The following is a 23795-nucleotide window of genomic DNA, read 5'->3' as shown; positions in this document are numbered from 1 at the left end:
GGGTCATGCACCTGCTTTCTTGAACGTCAATGGAACGATGGTTTTGGCATCGTAACGTGCGCTGCATTCCGCCACATCGCTGGTTCCGGCTTTACAGGCGATCTCAGGCATCGGATAGCGCGAGCCATCGGTGCAGCGCGCGTTGCCACGACTTTTGATCATCAGCTCGCCATTGCTGTGTAACCCGGAAAATACGTCGGTCCGACACACAATATTGTCGCCGTGTACCACGCGGGCAAAGCCCTTGTTGTTCTGGATCTGGAAGCGTAATGACGGTGGTTTGCCCGTGACCGGATCTTTTACATCCAGAATGGCGCGCCAGCTGCCGTTGAGGAAACGGGTTGAACCGGCTTTCACCTGGTTTGCGTCCATCACCATGGCATCTTTCGGGATAGCGGCAATCACCACCGTGGCTTGCACCGGAGCAGGCTCTGGCTCTTTAACCTTTGCCACCAGCACTTCAGCCTGATGCAGAGGCAGATTCATTGGCAGCGGTTCAACAGTTTTCACCGGCTGTGGGGCAATAGCCACAGGCGTCGGCGCAGGAGCGGGGTCAACTGGTTGGGATGGCGCTTGTTTTGGCCACAGCAGCGGAGCGGCAACCGCGGCAACCAGCACCGCCGCAACAGGGAGGGACCAAAGCGGGACACGACGCTTTTTGCGCACGATTTCCGGTGCCGGCTGGGCTTCCTCGACGGGAGGAATGACAACGGGTGCTGGCTCCGGCTCATACAGATCTTCTGGCGTAATACGCACCACCGTCGCCGGTGTCATCAGCGGTTCGTCGGCCTGTTCAAACGTGATGACCGGAGCGGGTTCCGGTTCGGGTTCTGGATCTTCAATCACCACGGGCGCAGGTTCAGGAATAAGCGACTCGCGCAGGCATTCAAGAACGTCATCGCGGGCGTTCTCGTTAAGATTCACAAAGCCCCAGAACGTGATAACCGGTTTGCCATCAAGCAAAAACAGGAAGTTTTCACCAGGAAACTGAAAGGCTTTAGATAGCAGGGAGCCAAAAAGTTGTTGCGCAGTTTTAGGCGACTGGAGGCACTTTTTACTCAGCGATTCAACGCTCGCGAGGGTGTTTTCCAGATAGCGCAGGGCGCGGAAGCGGGTATCTTCGTCGGCAGCTTTCCAGCTGGTGACCATCCCGTCAACCGGTGAATACCAGTCTACGCGGTCGCCACCATCATTGACCTGAGGGATAGCCAGACAATCGACAATGGCCTGCTGTTTTCGCAGGCGAAGTGCTTCACGGATTTGCAACGCTGATTCAAAAACGGCCTGTCCGCCGCCGCCAACGGCCTGAAAGTCATCCAGATTACCGCTGCGTAAAAGAGTTTTTGCCACGATTTGGTCCCATTTACTTCTTCACACCGTTACTTTAACGAAACTGCTCATCAAGCAAACGGAGGAAGAGAGGCTAAAAGGGGGGATTTCTTGCGGCATTGATCGTGACGGTTGTGCTTGACGAATAATGGCACTTAAGGCAAATCAATTTCAGAGTCACTGGCTGTAAAACCAGCGAAAAGCACTGCTTTAGAATAACCTGATAGTGTTTCGTTATTTGCCAGTCCATCCGGGCTGTGCTGTTATTACTGTCCTATATAATAAAACCGAAAGGGTTATAACCATGTCTACAGGGAAAACGCTGCTCGCGCTTGCGCTGAGCACTCTTTTACCGGCAAGTGCCGCATGGGCGGCGAACAACGACACCATTATTTACTGTTCTGAAGCCTCGCCTGAGTCATTCAACCCACAGATTGCCAGCTCCGGCCCCTCTTTTGTCGCCAGCTCTCAGGTACTGTACAACCGCCTGATTAACTTTGACCCGGTAAAAAATACCCCGGTTCCGTCGCTGGCGGAGTCATGGACCATTTCCCCGGACGGCAAGACCTATACCTTTACGCTGCGTAAAGGGGTCAAGTTCAACAGCAATAAATACTTCAAACCGACCCGTGATTTTAATGCCGATGACGTTATTTTCTCCGTCATGCGTCAGAAAGACCCTAAACACCCGTATCACGATGTATCGAAGGGCAATTACGAATACTTTAACGACGTAGGCCTGGATAAGCTGATTCAGGACGTTAAAAAGATTGATGATTACCATGTCCAGTTCACCCTGAGCGAACCGAATGCCGCATTTCTGGCCGACTGGGGGATGGATTTCGCCTCTATTCTGTCTGCGGAATATGCGGATGTGATGCTGAAAAAGGGAACGCCAGAGAACGTGGATACCTGGCCGATTGGTACCGGGCCATATGTGCTCCAGCAGTACAAAGTGGATTCGCTGATCCGCTACATCGCGAACCCGAACTACTGGGATGGCGCGGTGCCGACCAAACACCTGATTTTCTCCATCACGCCGAACGTGGAAACGCGTCTGGCGAAGCTGCAAACCAACGAATGCCAGATTATCCCTGCGCCATCTCCGGTGCAGTTTGATGTTATCAAAAACAACAAAGATCTGACCCTGCATTCCGTGGATGCGCTGAACGTGGGCTATCTGGCGTTTAACACCGAGAAAAAACCGTTTGATAACGTGCTGGTTCGCCAGGCGCTTAACTATGCGACCGACAAAAAAGCGATCGTTAACGCAGTCTTTATGGGCTCCGGTACAGTGGCAAAATCACCTATTCCGCCAAATATGATGGGCTTTAATAAGGATCTGAAAGATTACAGTTACGATCCTGAGAAAGCGAAGGCGCTGCTGAAGCAGGCCGGACTGGAGAAGGGCGCAGAGGTAACGCTGTGGTCGATGCCGGTGCAGCGTCCGTATAACCCGAACTCTCGCCGTATTGCGGAGATGATCCAGGCCGACTGGGCGAAAGTGGGCGTGACGGCGAAAATCGTCTCTTACGAGTGGGGCGAGTACCTCTCCGGAATGCGTAAAGGCGAGCACGATTCTGCGCTGTTTGGCTGGATGTCGGATAACGGTGACCCGGATAATTTTGCCGACGTGCTGCTGGGTTGCAACAGCATCAAGACCGGTTCAAACGCCGCGCGCTGGTGCGACAAGGGTTATGATGGCCTGGTACAGAAAGCCAAGCTTACCAGCAACCCGGCCGAGCGCGCGAAACTCTACAGCCAGGCGCAGGAGATCTTCTACCAGCAGGCGCCGTGGATTGCGCTGGCAAACGGGAAGACGTTCTATGCTACCCGTAGTAATATTACGGGATACAGCGTGAGCCTGATGGGAAGCGATTTCTCGAAAGCGAAGCTGAACTGATCTTATGCCCGGTGGCGCTTCGCTTACCGGGCCTACGGTTCCCCCTGTAGGCCAGGTAAGTCGTAGCCGTCACCCGGCAATTCTCAAGGAGTGACAATGTCACATTTAAACGAAGTGACTGCCCGTGTGGACGCCGCGCTTGAAGAGAGCGTTATAACTCACATGAATGAACTGCTTATCGAACTGAGCGATGATGCTGAGCTGAGTCGCGAAGAGCGCTTTACCCAGCAGCAGCGACTGCGTACCGCGATTGCGCATCACGGTAAGCAGCACAAAGAAGAGATGGAAGCACGCCAGGAGCACCTGACTAAGGGCGGCACCATCCTTTAAAATTGCCGCCTTGCCACCAGCCAGGCTCCCACGACCAGCATCACTGCGCCGCATCCTGGGCCAATCAGTGCGCGCAGTGGGATGCCGTTACTTCTCAGTACATCCATCACCAGCCCACCAATAAGCTGGCTTGCGACCAGCACGGCAATGGTGGTGGCAGCGCCCACGTTCTGATACCCACTGATACTGGCAAACACAAAAAACGAGCCCAGCAAACCGGGGATCAGCGTCCACCAGCGTACGGTAGATGCCAGTTCGCTAAATCCGGCTGTACCTTGCTTAATCAGTAAGATGCTGACGAACAGGACAATCCCTACCAGTGAGTTCAGCAACATCGCGATGAGGATCGTGGAGGAGGTCTGGGTGATGCGCACCATTAAGGTGTTCTGCACCACCAGGCCAATACCCGCCGCCACCAGAAATGCCAGCGTCAGTGATTGATTCATGAAATGGCGTCCGGGTCGGTGCGCTCGTCCAGCTGCAACTGCATAAAGGTTAAATCCAGCCAGCGGCCAAACTTGGTGCCGACCTGCGGCATTTGTCCGGTAGTGACAAAGCCAAGTGTCTCGTGCAGATGAATAGACGCATGGTTTTGCGCTTCTATTCCGGCCACCATCACATGCTTGCCAATATTACGTGCTTCAACGATCAGGGCTTTCATCAGCTGGCGGCCAATACCTTTACCCTGGTGTTCCGGGTGAACGTAGACCGAGTGTTCAACCGTATGGCGGAAGCCATCGAAGGCGCGCCAGTCGCCGAATGAGGCATACCCAGTCACCACGCCGTTTTCTTCACTGACCAGCACCGGGTAGCCCACCAGAATACGCGCTTCATACCAGGCGATACGGTTATCGGTATCTACGGTTTTATCGTTCCAGATTGCTGCGGTATGCACTACCGCGTGGTTGTAGATCTCACCGATGGCGGCGCAGTCTTCTTTGCTGGCGTGGCGAATTATCATGATTGAACCTCTGAATGTGTTGTTCACTATAGTAGTACGTGTTTGACACGATATTACACAACTGTCGCATCAAATCGCTACGGCATAAGCCATATTTTTTTGTTATGAAAACACCATTGAATTGCCGTTCATACACTATAGTATGACGTCATGAACACTATTACAGACAATATGAATCAACGGATTAGCGCACGAATTCGCATTGAACGCGAGTCGCGCGGTTGGTCTCTGAGCGAGCTTGCCGACCGGGCAGGCGTCTCGCGCGCCATGATCCATAAGATTGAACGTGGGGACAGTAGCCCAACGGCGACCTTGCTTGCCCGTTTATCCGGCGCGTTTGGAATCAGCATGTCCACATTGATTGCCAGAGCCGAAATGCAGGAAGGAAAACTGCTGCGCCTGGCGAATCAGCCGGTCTGGCGCGATCCGCAAAGCCACTATCTTCGCCGCCACGTTTCACCGAGAACCGATCTTCCTATCGACCTGGTACAAGTGGAATTGCCTGCGGGCAGTGATGTCCCCATGCCCGCTTCGTCCTATGCGCTGGCTCGTCAGCTTATCTGGTTACAGGAAGGCGAACTGGTATTTCAGGAAGGCGATACCCGCCACGAAATGAAAGCCGGAGACTGCCTGGAGCTGGGGCCGCCCAACGACTGCCGTTTTATCAATGAAACCGAAAATTCCTGTATTTATCTGGTCGTTCGGCTTAATCAGTCAGGCTCGTAATGCTAAAGCGGCCTGCAACATAAGGGGCTAGTCTCTAATGACATTTGCACAATAAGGAACACGATATGAGTCAATCGCCACTGCAAAATCGTCGCTGGGTTCTGGCCTCTCGTCCACATGGCGCGCCGGTCGCTGAGAATTTCCGTTCAGAAGCGCAGCCAGTCCCGACACCTGCTGCGGGGCAGATAGTGCTGCGCACCGAGTGGTTGTCTCTTGACCCCTATATGCGTGGTCGCATGAGCGATGCCCCGTCTTATTCGCCGCCGGTAGAAATTGGCGCGGTGATGGTGGGCGGTACCGTCAGCCGCGTTGAGCAGTCAAATCATCCGGATTTCAAACCGGGTGAGTGGGTGCTGGGTTACAGCGGCTGGCAGGAGTATGAGCTGTCCGACGGCAGCGGTCTGGTGAAACTGGGTGAAAACCCGGCGCATCCTTCCTGGGCACTTGGCGTGCTGGGGATGCCAGGTTTTACCGCCTATATGGGGTTACTGGACATCGGGCAGCCAAAAGCGGGAGAAACGCTGGTGGTTGCCGCGGCCACCGGGCCGGTGGGTGCCACGGTTGGGCAAATCGGTAAAATTAAAGGTTGCCGGGTCATTGGCGTTGCGGGTGGAGCAGAGAAATGCCGCTATGCCACCGAGATTTTAGGTTTTGATCTTTGCCTGGATCACTATGCGGACGACTTCGCGGCGCAGCTGGCGAAAGCTTGTCCGAACGGGATTGATGTGTATTACGAAAACGTCGGAGGCAAAGTCTTTGATGCCGTGCTGCCGTTACTGAATACCTCGGCGCGCGTGCCGGTGTGTGGCCTGGTGAGTGGTTATAACGCCACCGGATTGCCGGATGGCCCGGACCGTTTATCGCTGTTAATGGCGACTATCCTCAAAAAACGCATCCGGATGCAGGGTTTTATCATCGGGCAAGATTACGGTCACCGCGTCCTGGAGTTCCAGGCGGAAATGGGACGTTGGGTGCAGGAAGGTAAAATCCACTATCGTGAACAGGTTATTGATGGGCTGGAAAATGCGCCCAAGGCGCTGATTGGCCTGCTTGAAGGGAAAAACTTCGGCAAAGTCGTGATACGTGTCGCGACTGAAAACAAATAAATCCGATTATGGCGGGAATACCCGCCATAAATATTTGTGAAGATACGATATATTGTCTTTAATTAAACCAGCACATCCTCTTCACCCTCAGCATCGCTGAGCGGGGAGAGTAAAAAAACAAAATGTGTAATATTTGCGTTTTAAGCGCATTTCCCAATACCAGGCACCATGATACAGGATATATCTAGCGGCGTCGTATTTTCACGGACGCTGAAAAATAGCATTTTGTTTTGGCTACGGGAATTGAACATGCTTGATTTGGATAATTTAGAAAAGGCACAGCGCGTCAGTCTTACCATGCAGGTCGAAATCAGTCTGAAAGGGGCATTAATTACCGGTTCGTTGAAACCGGGAGCCAGGCTGATTACTAAAGAGATTGCCGATAAATTAGGCACCAGTATTACTCCGGTCCGCGAGGCGTTGTTGCGATTGGTGTCAGCTGGCGCGCTTCATGCGACACCGGCTCAGGCGTTCCTTGTGCCTGAAGTGACGCTGGAACGCTATAACGAAATTAACGCCATCAGAAAACAACTTGAGCCTATGGCTGTCGCCGCGGCCTGTGAGCGCATGTCTGATGCGAAGCTTGCGGCATTGCGCGAGCTGTCGGATCTTTTCCATCAGGCCATGCGCAATGGAAATGTTCAGCAGGCGCTAAATGCCAACCGTATTTTCCGTTTCACACTTTATCAATATGCCGACATGCCAACGCTCAGCGCACTTATTGAGCAGCTGTGGGTGCGAATTGGGCCGTGTATCAACTACCTGCATGAGGGGCTGAACGACATCACTGCCTCGCCGTATCACTATGCTGAGCTGCTGTCTGCACTCGAAAGAAGAGATGTGGAAGCCAGCCAGGAAGCGATTGATACTCTGATTGATGAAGCGAATGTACTTTTACAACGGCAATATTTTAGTTAAGGAATTATTTACTACAGGTCGCATCTTTTAATTTCAAATATTCATTATATAAATAATTTCCTGGTGGCACGATGTCACCGGGAACGTTATTTCATTTTTCTACAGGTAAGACCAACGCCGCTATGAAATAACCCCACATCCTGCCGATAACGGGTAAAGGCACATTTGCCTTTTAAGGAGCCCAGGATGTTTAGTATTAGCCTTCGATTACGTAATATAAAAATGAGCAAAAAGCTTTCAGCGGGTTTTGGTGTGGTATTGCTGCTGGTGGCGGTTTCAACCGCCATGAGTGTGCTGCGCTTCAAAGAAATCCGCGATGTATATCAACAGACCAACCTTATCTACAATATCAATATTGAAGTATTCCAGGCGAAGATTAACCGACTCAAGTACCTCTATAACGGGGATGAAAAATCGGGTCAGCTTCTGGCCGGGTATGTGAAACATGCCGAAGAATTAACGGCTGAAGCCAAAAAACTGAGCTGGACGGCAAAAGAAGCCCCAATCGTTGACGCGATTGCCGAACACCTGGCGCAGTTTGGCACGGGTGTGCAAGACATGCAGACCGCAATGGCCGCTGTAAAAGCCAATAAGGGTGATGCGACGGCAGAGCAGGCGCTGAAAACAGCCGAAGATAACGTCAAAACCGCTGGCGATAACAGCAGTGCCGCCATCCGGGATATTATCGCTCTGGTAAAAGCCCACAATGATGCACTGGCCTACAGCTCCAGCACCATTACGGCGATTGTCGGCGTGATTGCCATCCTCTTTGGCATCCTGGTGTCATGGTGGGTGACTCGCCAAATCACCCGACCGGTAAAACATAACCTGTTACTGGCTGAACGTATCGCCAGTGGCGACCTCAGTTCTGATATCCGCGCGCAGGGCAACGACGAGCTGGGCAAACTCACCGGGGCAATGGGGCGCATGAACGACACGCTGCGTTCGATGATTGGTGATGTGCGTAACAGCGTGGCGCAGGTTTCTCAGGCGGCGAGCGATATCGCCGAAGGGAATACCGATCTTTCTTCGCGCACTGAACAGCAGGCCGCAGCAGTAGTAGAAACTGCAGCCAGCATGGAAGAGTTAACCGCTACGGTGAAAAACAACGCCGATAACGCCCGTCATGCCAGCCAGCTGGCAGCGGAAGCCTCGCAGACCGCCACCCACGGCGGGCGCGTGATGCGCGATGTGGTCAACACCATGAACGATATCAACACCAGTTCGCAAAAAATTGCCGACATCACTGCGGTTATCAACAGCATCGCGTTCCAGACGAATATTCTGGCGCTGAACGCTGCGGTGGAAGCGGCGCGGGCGGGTGAGCAGGGGCGTGGATTTGCGGTGGTGGCCAGCGAAGTGCGTAGCCTTTCCCAGCGCAGTTCGCAGGCGGCGAAGGATATCGAACTGCTGATCAGTGAATCGGTTAACCGCATCACCACAGGCAGCGACCTGGTGGTGAAGGCCGGGCAGACGATGGAGCAGGTGGTGGAATCGGTCACCCGGGTGAATGACATCATGGGTGAAATCTCGTCCGCGTCTGAGGAACAGAGCCGCGGGATCGAACAGATTTCACGGGCGGTGATGGAGCTGGATACCACCACGCAACAAAATGCCTCGCTGGTGGGGGCATCGTCCACGGCGGCAGGGGCGCTGGAAGATCAGGCGCGCGTACTGGAAGAGCTGGTGGCGGCGTTCCGTCTTGAACAGAGCGCGCAGGCTGCGTAATAAACAACCCGGCAGCAGGACGCTGCCGGGTGTTTGCTTACTCGAAGCGGTAGGAGACTGACATCCCAACACCGTAGTTACGGCCAGGTGCCGGTTCGTAATACCGCCCGTTAGATTCGTTCACAATCACTGAGCCGACATACTCTTTGTCGAACAGGTTATCAACGCGACCAAACACGTCCATTCCCCAGTTACCGTAATTGAATTTATACCCGGTATTCAGGCCTACAACCGTGTAAGACGGGGCTTTCGCCGTGTTTTCGTCGTCGGCCATGATATCGCTCATGTAGCGCACATCGGTACCGGCATACCAGCCTTCTTCAGGCTGCCAGCCAAAGGATGCGTAACCCATGTTGCGGGCAATGCCCGGCATCCGGTTACCGTTACAGTCGGCATCGCTACAGACGTTGGTGCGGTAGGTGGCGTCCAGATACGTCCACGCCATCTTCAGCTTCCAGTTCTCGGCAAACTGCTGATCGAGGGAAACTTCCACACCCTGACGACGCGTTTTACCGGCGTTTTTATAGCTGGTGCGCCCGCCAGAGCTCGCATCCACCACAATTTCGTCATCAGTGTCGGTACGGAACAATGCGGCCGTCAGCAGGCCATTGCCGATACGCGTTTTGCTGCCCACTTCATAGGTGTTGTTGGTCGACGGCTTCAGGCCGATATTCAGCCCGCCTTTATCATCTGAACGGTAAGAGAGCTCGTTAATGGTCGGCGTTTCAAACCCACGTCCCGCTGCGGCATACAGATTCCATGCATCGGTCAGCGCATATTTTACCGAACCGGCCGGAAGCCACTTGTGATAGCTCGCATCGCCGCTGTCATCACCATTCCCCGGGGTAACGTAATGGTCGTTAGAGTCAAACCACACGGAGCTGTAGCGCACACCCGCATCCACCGAGAGCTTCTGTGTCAGCTGCCAGCTGGTTTGCAGATAAGGGTCAACGTTCCACATCAGGTTACGTTCATCGCGGCGTTTTTCGCCTTTGACGCCGTAGTCTGGGACGCCGTTATTCATGACGAAGTTCTGATAACCCCGGCGATCTTCGCTCATGTTTTCGTAGTTCAGCCCGGTGGTAAAGGTAACCGGAACCAGCAACTCGCCTTTGTGCGTCCAGCGAGTATCAATGCCCTGATAATGGCGCTGCATGTCAATCACACCACCGGAGTGGGTGGCTTTCAGCTGCGGCTGATACGGAATGGACTGATACTGCGTCATTTCACGTTCACCCGCGTACATCATCACGCTGAGGTCGTCCTGGGCGCTTAACTGACGGTCATAGCGCAGCCCGGCCTGCGTCTGCTTGATGGTTTTACGGGTGTTGTACTGATCCCCGCGCGGCGACTGACGCGGATTGTCTCGCCACTCCTGGTAGTCCAGGCCGCCCGGATCGTTGGCTTTCATGTCCACGCTGTTAAACATCAGCGTCAGCTTGCTGACATCATCAATACGCACGCCCAGTTTGGCGTTGGCGAGGTTTTTGCGCGCGCCGCTGTGGTCACGGTAGCCTTTGGTGGTGAAGCGGGTTGTCGATACCGTGTAATCCACATCGCCCGCGTGCGTGCCATCACCCATTGCACCGGTGGCTTTCATACCATAGCGCCAGGTGCCGTAGCTGCCGTAATAGCTGCTGGCTTCAATGGTTGGCGGCTGTTGCCCGGTCTGGGTGTTGATGTTGATAACGCCGCCAGACGCATTGCCGTAGAGCGCTGAGAACGGCCCGCGCAACACTTCAACGGTGTCCACACTGGTGAGGTCAATGTTGGACGTCTGGCCCTGGCCGTCAGGCATGGTTGCCGGGATACCGTCCACATACATACGGATCCCGCGCACGCCGAAGGTTGAACGTGCGCCGAAGCCACGCATGGATAACTGTAAATCCTGCGCATAGTTCTGGCGGTTCTGGATTTGCAGACCCGGCACACTGCCGAGGGATTCCGAAAGGTTGATGCGCGGAGCCGCCTGGCGCATATCGTCCCCGTTGACGACGCTAACCGCCGCTGGAGTATCGAGTTCCGATACGGTTTGCGGGGTGGCGCTGACGATCATGGTCTGTTCTTCTGCGGCCATCGAGACGGCAGGGGCGAAAACAACAGGAACCAGCAGCAGCGGAAAGGTTGCCTTAGAGGCAGAAAAGATTTTCATGGAGTAAACCGCTTGAGGAAAAAAAACGAACCAAATGGAACATGTGCATACATGTTAAATCTTTTGTAAATCTTTTGAAAACTATAACCGCACATTGCGTTAATGAAAGGTGGCCTGGGAAAGAAAAACTCCACATTCAACGGATTAATGATTACTATTCTCATTAATATGACGGCGAAGCCATGACTTTGCCTGCCGGAAGCGATGTCAGCAGTACACCACCTCTTTTAAAAAGGAATTGTTATGTCTTTACGTCACCTGTGCTCGCCGCGCCTGCGGAGTTCTCTGCTGTTAGGCTCCTTACTCTTTGCCGGAACTTTCCAGGTTCATGCCGCCGAAGAGATGCTGCGTAAAGCCGTCGGCAAGGGCGCATATGAGATGGCCGTAAGCCAGCAGGAGAATGCGCTGTGGGTTGCGACAACATTAAGCCGTAAAACCGATAAAGGCGGCGTGGTTTATCGCCTGGACCCGGTGACGCTGGAAGTGACGCAAGCGATCCATAACGATCTCAAACCGTTTGGGGCAACGATCGATAACGCCACCCAGACGCTGTGGTTTGGCAATACCACCAGCAGCGCGGTAACGGCCATTGACGCGAAAACAGGTGAGGTGAAAGGGCGCCTGGTGCTGGACGAGCGCAAGCGCAGCGAAACGGTGAAACCGTTACAGCCACGCCAGCTGGTCGCGGATGACACCACCAATACCGTTTACATCACCGGGATTGGCAAAGAGAGTGTTATCTGGGTGATTGATGGTGCAACGCTGAAATTGAAAGATACCATTGCCAACACAGGTACGTTCAGCACCGGTCTGGCGCTGGATGCGAAGGCCAAACGCCTGTACACCACCAACGCAGATGGCGAACTGGTGACGATTGATACAGCCACCCATAAAATCCTCAGCCGTAAGAAAGTGCAGGATGACGGGAAAGAGCATTTCTACCTGAATCTGAGCCTGGACACTGCCGGACAGCGCGCATTCCTGACCGATTCAAAACAGCCGGAAGTGTTGGTGGTTAGCCTGAAAGATGGCAGCGTTATCGAGAAAATTGCCGCGCCTGAATCGCTGGCCGTGCTGTTCAACCCGGCGCGTAACGAAGCCTACGTCACACATCGCGAAGCGGGCAAGGTGAGCGTAATTGACACTAAGACCTATAAAGTCACTAAAACGTACGATACCCCGGTCTATCCGAACAGCCTGGCGCTCTCTGCCGACGGTAAAACCCTTTACGTGACGGTGAAGCAAAAATCCACCCGTCAACAGGAAGCGACACAGCCGGACGACGTGATTCGTATCGTTTTGTAACGCGGATGTCAAAGTAGGCCCGGGCAAGCGTAGCGCCGCCGGGCAAAAAAAAGGGAAGGCTAAATGCCTTCCCTTTTTTCATGACCGCCATGCGGTATTAACGCGATGTCTCTTCAATCAGCGGGCCGTCCTGCTTTTCATCATCAGGATGAACAGGCGCGGTGCTGTGAATTTCGTGAACGCGTTTACGCACGCCAAACCAGCCTGCAATCAGCAGCACAGCCAGCAGTGGAATGGTGGCGATGGTATAAGTGCCGTTCGGGTAATCGAACGCCATCAGCACCAGCACGCTGAACAGGAACAGCAGGGTCAGCCAGGAGGTTACCGGCGCGCCAGGCAGCTTAAAGCTGACTTCTGCGGCTTTACCTTCTTTAATCGCTTTGCGCAGACGCATCTGGCAAACCACGATAAAGGCCCAGGAGGCGATAATGCCCAGTGCAGCCACGTTCAGGACGATCTCAAACACCTGAGACGGCACCAGATAGTTCAGGAACACGCCAAAGACATAGACCACCAGCGTGGCGAGAATACCCGCGTAAGGCACCTGCTGCTTACTCATTTTCGACATGAATTTCGGTGCAGAGCCACCCATCGACATCGAGCGCAAAATACGGCCGGTGGAGTACAGACCAGAGTTCAGGCTTGAGAGCGCCGCGGTCAGTACCACGATGTTCATAATGCTGCCAACATAAGGCACGCCGAGTTTAGAGAAGAAGGTCACAAACGGGCTCTGACCTGCCTGGTATGCCGTCCACGGCAGAAGCAGTACCAGCAGTACCACAGAACCCACGTAGAACAGACCAATACGCCAGATAACGCTGTTAATCGCTTTTGGCACCATGGTCTGCGGATCTTTACATTCGCCTGCCGCCGTACCGACCAGCTCGATAGAGGCAAACGCGAACACCACACCCTGTACCAGCACCAGCGCAGGCAGCAGACCATGCGGGAAGAAACCGCCGTTATCGGTTATCAGGTGGAAGCCCGTGGCACTACCATCCAGCGGTTTACCGCTGCCGAGGAACACCGTACCGACCACCAGGAACACCACAATCGCCAGAACTTTTACCAACGCAAACCAGAATTCCATTTCGGCGAACCACTTCACACCGATCATGTTCATGGTCCCGACAATGGCCAGGGCGCCAAGGGCAAACACCCACTGTGGTACATCACCAAACGCCCCCCAGTAATGCATATACAGCGCAACGGCGGTGATATCGACAATACCGGTCATCGCCCAGTTGACGAAGTACATCCAGCCCGCAACGTAGGCTGCTTTTTCGCCGAGGAATTCACGGGCATAAGAGACAAAACTGCCGCTGGAAGGGCGATGTAAAACCAGTTCGCCGAGCGCGCGAAGAATAAAGAAAGAGAAGATGCCGCACACCAGATACACCAGTGCGAGAGCCGGACCCGCCATTTGCAGACGTGCGCCTGCACCTAAGAACAAACCCGTACCGATAGCGCCGCCGATGGCGATCATTTGAACCTGACGGTTACCCATCGCTTTGTGGTAGCCCTCTTCATGAGAGTTCAACCAGCGACGTTTCGCAGCGTGATGATCGGCTGCGCTTTTATTGCTTGTTTTCATTGAGTTACCTGTTTGCCTGTCTGAACCATTGTCGTGATAGTTGTATCTGGCAGGTGGCAATACAAACGATTGCCTGTGCACAGACACATGTCGCCTTTCCAGTCTTTCTGCGTATGGATAAGGCGAACATGGCGACGCATCCTACCCGCAATTGATAAGCGACGCAAAATATAACCGCGCCGAAAGTGATGTCTGTCGAAGGAAATTGTGTGGTCAGAGCAGACGGGGATCACAACGCGCTGAATCGTGGCGAATTTCCAGGCAAACCAGTAAGTGTAGTGGTGCTTTAATCATCAGATTTGCTTAATAGTTACCCGTTGGTATTGATGAATTGAGTTCATAGAGACAAGCAGATATGCGCTGTAGTGCTCATAAAAAAATGCGCCTAGAGTAAAACACTCGAAAAGACGCGTGAGGTGAACGATGCAACAGCGACAATTAGGGCAAAATGGATTGACGGTTTCGGCATTAGGGCTGGGGTGCATGGGGTTGAGCTTTGGTTATGGCCCGGCGACCGATAAGCAGCAGGCCATTTCCCTTATCCGTGCAGCGGTAGAAAAAGGGGTAACGTTCTTCGATACCGCTGAGATCTACGGTCCTTTTGTGAATGAAGAAGTGGTTGGCGAAGCGTTAGCTCCTGTGCGTGATAAGGTTGTGATCGCCACGAAATTTGGTTTTGACTGCGAGCAACCCGGCCAGGTGCTCAACAGTCGCCCGGAACATATTCGGGCAGCGGTCGAAGGCTCACTGGCACGTCTGAAAACGGATTACATCGACCTTTATTATCAGCACCGCGTTGACCCGGACGTTCCCGTGGAGGACGTGGCAGGCACCGTTGCCGATTTAATTGCCGAAGGCAAGGTCAAACATTTTGGGCTGTCGGAAGCGGGTGTCGGGACTATCCGTCGTGCTCACGCCGTGTGCCCAGTGGCGGCTCTACAGAGTGAATATTCTCTGTGGTGGCGTCAGCCTGAGCAGGAGATCCTGCCACTACTGGCAGAACTGAATATCGGTTTTGTCCCCTTTAGCCCACTGGGTAAAGGCTTTTTGACGGGGGCGATTGACGCCACAACCACTTTTGAAAGCGGTGATTTCCGCAACATTGTTCCGCGTTTCAGCGAAGAGTCTCGTCAGGCGAACCAGCAGCTTGTGGATATCGTAAAAGGCCTTGCCACAGAGCAGGGGGTAACACCTGCGCAAATCGCGCTGGCCTGGTTGCTGGCTAAAGCGCCGTGGATTGTCCCCATCCCGGGCACGACCAAACTTCACCGTCTGGAGGAGAATCTGGGCGCGGAAAGCGTGACGTTGTCACCTGTAGCGTTAAGCCACATCAACGCTGCTCTGGAACAAATTGATGTGGTGGGCGATCGTTATCCGAAGCATTTACAGGCGCGGGTCGGGAAGTAATTCACGCGCTGCGCAAGGCATCGACAAGTAATGCGAAAGCGGTGGTGTGCTGGCGGCGGCTGGGATAGTACAGATGATAGCCGTCAAAGGCCGGGCACCACTCTTTAAGCACCTGAATCAACCGTCCCTGAGCGATGGCCTCCTGGACGGTATCGTCCGGTACATACGCCAGGCCAAGACCCGACTCTGCGGCATCGATACGCTGTGGCAGGTTGTTCAGCGTCAGTTGGCCCTCAACGCGCACCCGCAACTCGCGACCGTCACGTTCAAATTCCCAGGCATATAAGCCTCCCCGCGTGGGCAGACGCATATTGATGCAGTTGTGCTGCGCAAGCTGCTCTGGCTCTTCCGGAACACCAAAGCGTGCAAGATAGTCCGGTGAACCGACCACCGCCATACGCATATCGGGCGCAATGCGTACGGCAATCATATCTTTGGCGACCTGCTCACCCAGGCGCACACCGGCATCAAACCGCCCGTCAACAATGTCCGTGAGGCCGTTATCCACGGTCACTTCAACATGGATGTCAGGATATTTCTCCATGAAGGGTTTTAGTACCGGCCACAGCACGCAGGTCATGGCGTGTTCTCCGGCGGTGATGCGAATATTTCCGGCGGGCGTGTCACGCGTGTCACGTAGCGCGGTAAGTTCCTGTTCAATTTCCAGCAAGTGTGGACTCAGACGCATGAAGAGTTGCTCACCGGCTTCAGTCGGTGCAACGCTCCGTGTGGTGCGGGTCAGCAATCGCACATCCAGCCGCGCCTCCAGATTACGCATCGCGTGGCTCAATGCCGACTGTGAAACACCCAACTGGGCGGCCGCGCGGGTAAAACTGCGTTCGCGGGCGACTACCATAAAAGAGAGCAGGTCGTTGAAATTGTCTTTTAACATCGTCAGTTACCCGATTCATGAATTACGTTCATGGTTCCTTTCTGATTATGCAGTCTAATGCTCCACACACCTTTGCGCTACTGTTACACAACAGCAAACGAGGAGTACAACATGAAAATTATCCGTAGCGGTTCGTTACCTTCCATCCGAGGTCCGGAAGACTGGTTTACCGGCACTGTTCGTATTGATGCGCCTTTCCAGGCGACTGAGCCCGCCGCTGTGGGTGGCGCAACGGTGACCTTTGAACCCGGCGCGCGTACCGCCTGGCACACACATCCACTGGGACAAACGCTTATCGTGACTCAGGGGCGCGGCTGGTTACAGGAGTGGGGTAAAGAGGCAGAGCCGCTGAATCAGGGCGATATCGCGTGGATCCCGCCAGGCGTGAAACACTGGCATGGGGCCAGCGCGCAAACGGCGATGACCCATATTGCCATCGCCGAATCGGTGAACGGTAGCCCGGTCGAGTGGATGGAAAAAGTCACCGACGAGCAGTACCAGAGCAGCTAGCCGCCAAACACCGCTATCGCCTGTTGCAGACGCGTGGTGCGCTGCGTCAGGTGATTGGCGGCATTGGCGACATTATCGACCATCCCGGTGTTGTTGCTGGTCATTACGCCAATACGAGAGATGGATTCGTTAATCAGCGAAAGCGCCTGCGTTTGTTCCTGTGTGGCATGGCCGATCTCTTTAATCAGGGAGGTCATCTGCAACACATTACCGATCATCACCGTCAGATGCGTTTCGGTCTGTTCAACCATTTCCACACCGTTATTCACGCTGGCGACGTTCTTCTCGATCAGCGTTTTGATCTCTTTGGCCGCCGTGGCAGAGTGTTGCGCCAGGTTGCGTACCTCAGCCGCCACGACCGCAAAACCGCGCCCGGCTTCACCCGCGCGTGCTGCTTCAACGGCGGCGTTCAGTGCCAATATATTGGTCTGGAAGGCAATACGGTCAATCACGCCGATGATATCGACAATCTGGCTATTATCCTGCGATACCGACTGCATCATGCCGATGGTCTGTTTCATCATCGCTTCGCCGCTGTGGGCGCTGGCGCTGGTCCGGTCCGCCATCTGAATGGCTTCTTTTGCAGTTTCTGCCGTCTGCTGCACAGCACTGGCAATTTCTTCTACCGCCGCAGCGGTTTGCTGCAAATCGTCTGCCGTCTCTTCGGAACGCGCCTGTAGGGCCGCGCCTTCTTTCGCCACCTGCTGACTGATATTGCCGATACCGCCAATCTGGGTACCAACATCATCCACCAGCGAATTCAGGTTTAAACCCGACTGATTCACGAGTCGCATCATCAGGCCAATTTCGTCGACCCGATCAAAATGGCAATAGTCTGTTTTGCGCCCGGAAACCACGCGCTGCATCTGGCTGACAATGGTTTTTAATGGCCGTGATATTTGTGCATTAAGGTATAATGCCAGGATAATTAACGGAAGAATTACGCCACTCAGTTGACTAATACCTTTGGGTAATATCAGAAAAAGTAAACAAGAGAACAGGGCGGTTAGGGTAATGCCGATATTAACGCGTCGGGTAATGCTCAGCCGCTTAAAAACAGAGGTAAAAGAGAAAAGTCCGCGGCGAACTAACAACCCTTTATAAAAACGGTGATGTTTTAATTCGTTATTTCGCACTTTCTCATAGAGTTTTTCACTGGCTTCGATCTCTTCACGAGCGGGAATATTACGCACAGAGATATAACCGGTTAATGTGTCATTCTGGTAAACCGGCGTAACGTTGGCGCGCACCCAGTAGTGATCCCCGTTGTGGCGGCGGTTCTTGACAAGCCCTGTCCAGCTCTCTCCCTGCTGTAACGTAAACCACATGTCACCAAATGCCTCGGCCGGCATATCCGGGTGGCGAATAACATTATGGGGTTCACCCAGAAGATTTTCTTCTTTATATCCACTGGCTTCAATAAAGGCTGAATTCGCATAGGTAATATGACTATGCGTATTGGTTGTCGACATTAACGTCGAACCTTCGTTAAGTAAATACTCGTTTTGTGTAACGGGTGTGTTACGCCTCATGAGTAACTCCATAGTGATGTATATGTAAAAGAGAAGCCGCCCGATAAAGACACAGGCAAGAGATAAACTTTTATTCTTTGTTTTACAGCGAGCGTATTCTCCCTGAAAGTAAAGGTATTCGGAACACCCTAAGTTAACTATTTTTTACCTGTTTAATTTTGGCTGTGTAATAAAAATGAAAATATTTACAGGTTCAGAATAACGTACCCCTGCAAATAAATGACTTAAGCCAAATAAACAGCGGTACGTAGACTCTCCGGGTAAACTGATAATCCGAAATAGCGTTTTATTAACAGGATTTAAACGCTATGATTTGCTCAGTTTTTCTTCTTACAGGCCCGGAGGGAGAGTGAAAATCAATATAATTGGTACCAGCGGGAGCGGAAAAAGCACGCTTGCCAGGCGGATCGCCGCCGAGTTTGCTATCCCTTATATCGAAATGGACCAGCTTTACTGGCGGCCGAACTGGCAGGGAACAGAAGACGACGCGCTGTGGTCCAGGCTTGAAAACACGTTAGCTGCCACGGAGGACTGGGTGCTAGACGGCAACTATAACCGTACGCGCCCTGTTAAGTGGCGCAATGTGGATCTGGTGGTGTGGGTGGATTACGGTTTTGCCCGTACCCTGTATCAGGCCGTGTGCCGGGCATTCAGGCGTGCGTGGCATAAACAGGAGCTGTGGCCCGGCACGGGAAATTGTGAAAGCTTTCGTCGATCGTTTTTCAGCCGTGAGTCCATCATCATCTGGACAATCAAAACCTGGCGCAGTAACCGCGAACGTTACGAAGCTGATATGCGAAACCCGCAATATGACCATATCCGTTTTGTGCGCATCACCCGGCGACAGGACGCGGAAACGCTGATTGCTTCGCTAAAGGCACAGTATGAAAAGGGTTTTGCATTCCCAGTTTCCGGCAATCCAAATGTAAATTAATTGTTTCTCAGTGGTGAAATCCGCCTTTAATAATGACGACATGTTAAGTCAAACGAGATAACAACATGTCCTGGCGAATCAGCATTCTTGATAAAAGCCCTGTAGCCGAAAATGAATCGGCCGCCGATGCGCTGGCGCGCACCTTAAGCCTGGCCCAACAGGCAGAAACCCTGGGTTATCACCGCTTCTGGATTGCCGAACACCACAATACCCCTCAACTGGCCAGCCCATCGCCGGAGCTGTTGATTGCCTGGATCCTCGGGCAAACAAAGCGCATTCGCGTCGGCTCTGGTGGCGTGATGCTCCAGCATTATAGCCCGTACAAAGTGGCGGAAAACTTCAACGTTCTGGCGGCCATTGCTCCCGGGCGTGTGGATCTGGGCGTCGGTAAAGCGCCCGGCGGTCTGCCGCTCTCTACGCGTGCGTTACAGCAGGGTCAGAACCCGCAACAAAAGGGCAGTTTTGCCGATCAACTGACGCAGCTGGATGGCTGGTTACGCAATGAAACTCCGTCGCAGGACGATGCTGTACGTGCCACGCCGATGCCACCGGTCCCGGCTCAGGGTTTCCTGCTGGGAGCGAGTACCGAAAGCGCGCTGTTGGCGGCAAAACTCGACTGGCATTTTGTCTTTGCCGCGCACCTGAACGGTGCCCCCGACCTGCTGCGCGAGGTGATTGCAACCTGGCGTGCTAACAGCGCCCGTGAAGTCATCGTTGCGGTACAGGTGATTGTTGCCTCTTCGCAGGCCCAGGCCGATTCCCTGGCGCAAAAAGTGGAAGTGTGGGGCGTTGAGCTGGCAAACGGGCAGCGAGTGACCGTGGCAAGCGAAGAGCAGGCCTATGCTTTTGCCCGTCAGGCCGGGAGCGAGCCGGTGCGTATTGCCCGTCGCGCGCAGTCTCTGCTGGCGGGGACGGCGGAGTCGGTACTGGAACAACTTAACGCACTGCACCAGCAGTGGGGCATTGACGAATTCATTATTGATACACCGGTTGCGGATGGCGCAACGCGTATTCAGTCCCTGCGTCTGCTGGCACAGGCACGACTCAACAAGGAGGTTACAGCATGAGTTTTGGTGAACAACTGATTGCCTGGCGCCGCGAGCTGCACCAGAACCCGGAACTGTCAGGGCAGGAAGTGGAAACCACCGCCCGTTTACGCCAGTGGTTAACCCGCGCAGGCATCACGCCGCTGCCTTACGAGCTGTCGACGGGGCTGGTGGCAGAAATTGGTACGGGTAAAAAGTTGATTGCCCTGCGGGCAGATATTGATGCCTTGCCGATCGAGGAGCGCAGCGGTGTGCCATTTAGCTCACAGCGTGCGGGCGTTATGCACGCCTGCGGACACGATATCCACACCAGCGTGATCCTGGGGGCCGCGCTGAAGCTGAAAGAGCGTGAAGACGCGCTGAACGGGCGCGTACGGATCCTGTTCCAGCCAGCGGAGGAGAATTTTGGTGGGGCAAAAAGCATGGTGCGCGCCGGGGCCTTACATGATGTCAGCGCCATCTTCGGGATGCATAACGAGCCAGGGCTGCCGGTCGGTGAATTCGCCACCCGCGGCGGGCCGTTTTATGCCAACGTCGACCGGTTTGTGATTCGCATTACCGGAAAAGGGGCGCACGCCGCACGTCCGCACGAAGGAAATGATGCCATTGTGCTGGCCAGCCAGTTGGTGACGGCGTTGCAAAGCGTGGCCAGCCGTAACGTTAATACGCTGGATTCCGTGGTACTCAGCGTCACGCGTATCGCCGGAGGGAATACCTGGAATGTCCTGCCGGAAAGCGTAGAGCTGGAAGGGACGCTGCGGACTCACCGCACCCAGGTGCAGCAAAATGTCAAAGCACGGGTAGGTGAGATCGCAGCCGGGTTTGCCAGCGCTTTTAGCGCCCAGATTGATATTACCTGGTACGCCGGGCCAACGGCGCTGGTGAACGACGAACGCTGGGTGGAATTCGCCACTTCGGTTGCGCGGGAAGCGGGTTATGAAACCCGTCACGCAGAGCTGCATATGGGCGGGGAAGATTTTGCCGTTTATCTCCAGCATATTCCGGGCGCATTTGTCAGTATTGGCAGCGCCAGCCCCTTTGGTTTACACCATCCGGCATTTAACCCTGATGAAGCATTAATCGAGCCCGCTGCCCGCTATTTTGCACAGCTTGCGGAAAAAGCACTGCAACACGTTTAAACAATAAGAGGTGAATATGTCTGCAACCCGACAATTGCGGCTGGGAACCATATTGCATGGTGCATCCGGGAATATGTCTGCGTGGCGTCATCCGGCGGCTGCCGCAGATGCCAGTATTAATTTTAATTTCGTTAAAGAGACGGCATTAAAAGCGGAAGAGGGTAAGCTCGATTTTTTATTTGTCGCCGATGGTCTTTATATTAATGAAAAATCCATTCCGCATTTTTTAAATCGATTTGAACCGCTCACCGTATTATCCGCGCTGGCGAGCATCACCACGCGTCTGGGGCTGGTGGGAACATTATCCACCTCGTACAGTGAACCCTTCACCGTGGCGCGCCAGTTTGCCAGTCTGGATCATCTGAGTAACGGCCGCGCGGGCTGGAACGTGGTAACCTCGCCGCTGGAAGGCTCGGCGAAGAATTTCTCCCGCGAAAAACACCCGGAACACGCGCTGCGTTATCGCATTGCCGATGAATATCTGGACGTGGTGAAAGGGTTGTGGGACTCCTGGGAAGGTGATGCGTTTGTGCGTAACAAAGAGACGGGGCAGTTCTTTGATTCTGAAAAGCTGCATACCCTGGATCACCACGGTGATTTCTTTAAGGTCGCCGGGCCGCTGAATATTGGTCGCACGCCACAAGGTCGACCGATTGTATTTCAGGCTGGCGCTTCCGATGACGGGAAAAAACTGGCGGCAAAACATGCGGATGCCATATTTACCCATCACGAATCGTTAGAAGAGGCGCAAGCCTTTTATTCCGATGTGAAACAACAGCTGGAAATTAACGGTCGCCTCGCTGCGGACTTACATATATTCCAGGGCGTCAGTGTTATTGTCGGAAAAGATGCTGATGATGTGGAAAACCAATATCAAACCACCGCCGCGCTGGTTTCTGTTAAAGACGCCCTGAATTATCTCGGCCGTTATTTTGAACATCATGATTTCAGCCAATATCCGCTCGATGAACCTTTCCCGGATATTGGCGATTTAGGTAAAAACAGTTTCCGCAGTACCACGGATGAAATTAAGCGTAATGCCCGGGAGCGCAACTTAACCCTGCGCCAGGTGGCGCTGGAAGCCGCCTCGCCGCGCCCGCGCTTCTCCGGTACCCCGGAACAGGTGGCAGACGGGCTTCAGGCGTGGTTCGATGGTTTTGCTGCTGACGGATTCATCATTCAGGGCGGCACGCCGGATACCTTCCCACGCTTTGTTGAGCAGGTCGTGCCGGTACTCCAGGCGCGCGGTATTTTCCGCACGGAATACCCTGGCACCACGCTTCGCGAGAGCCTGGGATTAGTACAACCTGAAAATCAGTTTACACAACAATAAAAGAGAACCCGCTATGCAGAAAACATCGCTTATTCTGGCGCTTGCGCTGGCCTTTACCCCTGCCGTCTGGGCAGAAAATGTGAATATTAACGGCACGGGTGTGAGCCTGGAAGCCAATAAAACCCCGGTCAATACGGCGAAAAACAGCGCTGCCGTGGCACAGTTGCCAAAAGATTATCGCTTCGCCGTGCCGGGTAAATTTACCGTGGCGGTGGCTGCGCTTAACTCGCCGCCGCTGACGGTTTTCTCTGACGACAACAAAACCCTGCTCGGCAGTGAAGTGGACGTGGCGCGGCTGGTGGCCGACAGTCTGGGGCTGGAACTGAACGTGGTGCCAACCTCCTGGGAAGACTGGCCGCTGGGCGTGGCATCTGGCAAATACGATGCGGCAATCAGCAACATCACCGTCACGAAAGAGCGCAAAGAGAAGTTTGATTTTGCGACTTACAGGAAAGACTCGCTGGGCTTCTACGTGAAATCCACCAGCCCGATTAAGTCTATCGAGAAAGCGGAAGATATTGCCGGGCTGCGCATTATTGTCGGCTCTGGCACCAATCAGGAATCGATCCTGCTGGCATGGAACGCTGAAAACCTCAAAAAAGGCCTTAAGCCTTTCACCCCGGTGTACACCAAAGACGATGCGGCGCAAACCCTGGCGATTCAGTCCGGGCGGGCTGATGCCTTCTTCGGGCCGAACGTGATCGGCGCCTGGAAAGCGGCATTAACCGGGAAAACCAAACTGGTGGGCAGCGTGGACGGCGGATGGCCGAAGGCCGCGCATATCGCGGTCACGCTGAAAAAAGGCAGTGGTCTCGCGGAGCCGGTGCAGACCGCGCTTAACGGCGTGATTAAAAACGGCGACTACGACAAAGTGCTGAACCGCTGGGGCGAAGGGGTTGAGCGTATCCCGCAATCAGAAGTGAACCCGGCAGGTCTGGGTGACTAAGGAG

Annotated in this window: 19 protein-coding genes and 1 pseudogene; 13 read left to right on the top strand and 7 right to left on the bottom strand. The window is 54.0% G+C overall.

Annotated features, from left to right (window positions below):
• Nucleotides 1-3: 3 nt before the first annotated feature.
• Nucleotides 4-1350, bottom strand: coding sequence for an SrfA family protein (locus F3J30_RS01410; RefSeq protein WP_014070432.1), 1347 nt, complete (start codon nt 1348-1350; stop codon nt 4-6).
• 283 nt (nt 1351-1633) lie between these two features.
• Between F3J30_RS01410 and F3J30_RS01405 the strand changes: the two genes are divergently transcribed.
• Complete coding sequence (locus F3J30_RS01405; protein ID WP_166715412.1) at nt 1634-3232, top strand: ABC transporter substrate-binding protein; 1599 nt, start codon at nt 1634-1636, stop codon at nt 3230-3232.
• A gap of 96 nt (nt 3233-3328) precedes the next feature.
• A complete protein-coding gene (locus tag F3J30_RS01400) occupies nt 3329-3562 on the top strand; it encodes a YdcY family protein (RefSeq protein WP_166715411.1) in 234 nt (77 codons plus the stop codon).
• On the opposite strand, the gene F3J30_RS01395 is transcribed toward F3J30_RS01400, so the two are convergent.
• Both F3J30_RS01395 and mddA read right to left on the bottom strand, forming a co-directional pair.
• Nucleotides 3559-4008, bottom strand: a complete 450-nt coding sequence (locus F3J30_RS01395) for a DMT family transporter (protein ID WP_166715410.1) — start codon at nt 4006-4008, stop codon at nt 3559-3561. The two genes, F3J30_RS01400 and F3J30_RS01395, sit on opposite strands and share 4 nt — an antisense overlap.
• Complete coding sequence (gene mddA / locus F3J30_RS01390) at nt 4005-4523, bottom strand: L-methionine sulfoximine/L-methionine sulfone acetyltransferase (RefSeq protein WP_166715409.1); 519 nt, start codon at nt 4521-4523, stop codon at nt 4005-4007. The genes F3J30_RS01395 and mddA overlap by 4 nt, the downstream gene beginning before the upstream one ends.
• Before the next feature lie 150 nt (nt 4524-4673).
• Here mddA and F3J30_RS01385 point away from each other — a divergent pair, with 150 nt between their 5' ends.
• From F3J30_RS01385 to F3J30_RS01370, 4 genes are all read left to right on the top strand, one after another.
• The gene (locus F3J30_RS01385; RefSeq protein WP_014070427.1) at nt 4674-5249 is read left to right on the top strand and encodes a helix-turn-helix domain-containing protein; all 576 of its coding nucleotides are present in this window, start codon (nt 4674-4676) and stop codon (nt 5247-5249) included.
• A 65-nt stretch (nt 5250-5314) separates the two neighbouring features.
• Complete coding sequence (locus tag F3J30_RS01380) at nt 5315-6355, top strand: NADP-dependent oxidoreductase (protein WP_166715408.1); 1041 nt, start codon at nt 5315-5317, stop codon at nt 6353-6355.
• Between the two features lie 249 nt (nt 6356-6604).
• Nucleotides 6605-7273 (top strand): GntR family transcriptional regulator, encoded by a 669-nt coding sequence (locus F3J30_RS01375; protein ID WP_014070425.1) that lies wholly within the window; start codon nt 6605-6607, stop codon nt 7271-7273.
• Nucleotides 7274-7459: 186 nt separating this feature from the next.
• Nucleotides 7460-9001, top strand: coding sequence for a methyl-accepting chemotaxis protein (locus F3J30_RS01370; protein ID WP_166715407.1), 1542 nt, complete (start codon nt 7460-7462; stop codon nt 8999-9001).
• A gap of 37 nt (nt 9002-9038) precedes the next feature.
• Here F3J30_RS01370 and pqqU read toward each other — a convergent pair whose 3' ends face one another.
• Nucleotides 9039-11153 carry a TonB-dependent receptor PqqU gene (gene pqqU, locus F3J30_RS01365; protein WP_166715406.1) on the bottom strand — a complete coding sequence of 705 codons (2115 nt, stop codon included), beginning with the start codon at nt 11151-11153 and terminating at the stop codon, nt 9039-9041.
• Nucleotides 11154-11396: 243 nt separating this feature from the next.
• Between pqqU and F3J30_RS01360 the strand changes: the two genes are divergently transcribed.
• Nucleotides 11397-12458: a YncE family protein gene (locus tag F3J30_RS01360; protein ID WP_166715405.1), complete on the top strand. Its 1062-nt coding sequence runs from the start codon at nt 11397-11399 to the stop codon at nt 12456-12458.
• A 97-nt stretch (nt 12459-12555) separates the two neighbouring features.
• On the opposite strand, the gene ansP is transcribed toward F3J30_RS01360, so the two are convergent.
• Nucleotides 12556-14052 (bottom strand): L-asparagine permease, encoded by a 1497-nt coding sequence (ansP, locus tag F3J30_RS01355; protein WP_014070421.1) that lies wholly within the window; start codon nt 14050-14052, stop codon nt 12556-12558.
• Nucleotides 14053-14475: 423 nt separating this feature from the next.
• Between ansP and F3J30_RS01350 the strand changes: the two genes are divergently transcribed.
• Nucleotides 14476-15459, top strand: coding sequence for an aldo/keto reductase (locus tag F3J30_RS01350; RefSeq protein ID WP_166715404.1), 984 nt, complete (start codon nt 14476-14478; stop codon nt 15457-15459).
• Nucleotide 15460: 1 nt separating this feature from the next.
• Here F3J30_RS01350 and F3J30_RS01345 read toward each other — a convergent pair whose 3' ends face one another.
• Complete coding sequence (locus F3J30_RS01345) at nt 15461-16351, bottom strand: LysR family transcriptional regulator (RefSeq protein WP_166715403.1); 891 nt, start codon at nt 16349-16351, stop codon at nt 15461-15463.
• 111 nt (nt 16352-16462) lie between these two features.
• Between F3J30_RS01345 and F3J30_RS01340 the strand changes: the two genes are divergently transcribed.
• Complete coding sequence (locus F3J30_RS01340) at nt 16463-16861, top strand: cupin domain-containing protein (RefSeq protein WP_166715402.1); 399 nt, start codon at nt 16463-16465, stop codon at nt 16859-16861.
• On the opposite strand, the gene F3J30_RS01335 is transcribed toward F3J30_RS01340, so the two are convergent.
• Nucleotides 16858-18393 (bottom strand): methyl-accepting chemotaxis protein, encoded by a 1536-nt coding sequence (locus F3J30_RS01335; RefSeq protein ID WP_166715401.1) that lies wholly within the window; start codon nt 18391-18393, stop codon nt 16858-16860. The genes F3J30_RS01340 and F3J30_RS01335 overlap by 4 nt on opposite strands.
• Nucleotides 18394-18742: 349 nt before the next feature.
• On the opposite strand from F3J30_RS01335, the gene F3J30_RS01330 reads away from it, so the two are divergent.
• From F3J30_RS01330 to F3J30_RS22545, 4 genes and pseudogenes are all read left to right on the top strand, one after another.
• Nucleotides 18743-19327, top strand: a complete 585-nt coding sequence (locus F3J30_RS01330) for an adenylate kinase (protein ID WP_166715400.1) — start codon at nt 18743-18745, stop codon at nt 19325-19327.
• 65 nt (nt 19328-19392) lie between these two features.
• Complete coding sequence (locus F3J30_RS01325) at nt 19393-20394, top strand: MsnO8 family LLM class oxidoreductase (protein ID WP_166715399.1); 1002 nt, start codon at nt 19393-19395, stop codon at nt 20392-20394.
• Nucleotides 20391-21512 carry an amidohydrolase gene (locus F3J30_RS01320; RefSeq protein WP_166715398.1) on the top strand — a complete coding sequence of 374 codons (1122 nt, stop codon included), beginning with the start codon at nt 20391-20393 and terminating at the stop codon, nt 21510-21512. The genes F3J30_RS01325 and F3J30_RS01320 overlap by 4 nt, the downstream gene beginning before the upstream one ends.
• 16 nt (nt 21513-21528) lie before the next feature.
• A pseudogene (locus F3J30_RS22545) lies at nt 21529-23791 on the top strand (NtaA/DmoA family FMN-dependent monooxygenase).
• The last annotated feature ends 4 nt before the right edge of the window (nt 23792-23795 follow it).

The sequence above is a fragment of the Enterobacter sp. Tr-810 genome (assembly GCF_011752765.1).
In the GTDB taxonomy this organism is placed as follows: Bacteria; Pseudomonadota; Gammaproteobacteria; order Enterobacterales; family Enterobacteriaceae; genus Enterobacter; species Enterobacter soli.
The sequence above is the reverse complement of the archived record's forward strand: the minus strand, read 5'-3'. Positions and strand labels throughout refer to the sequence as shown.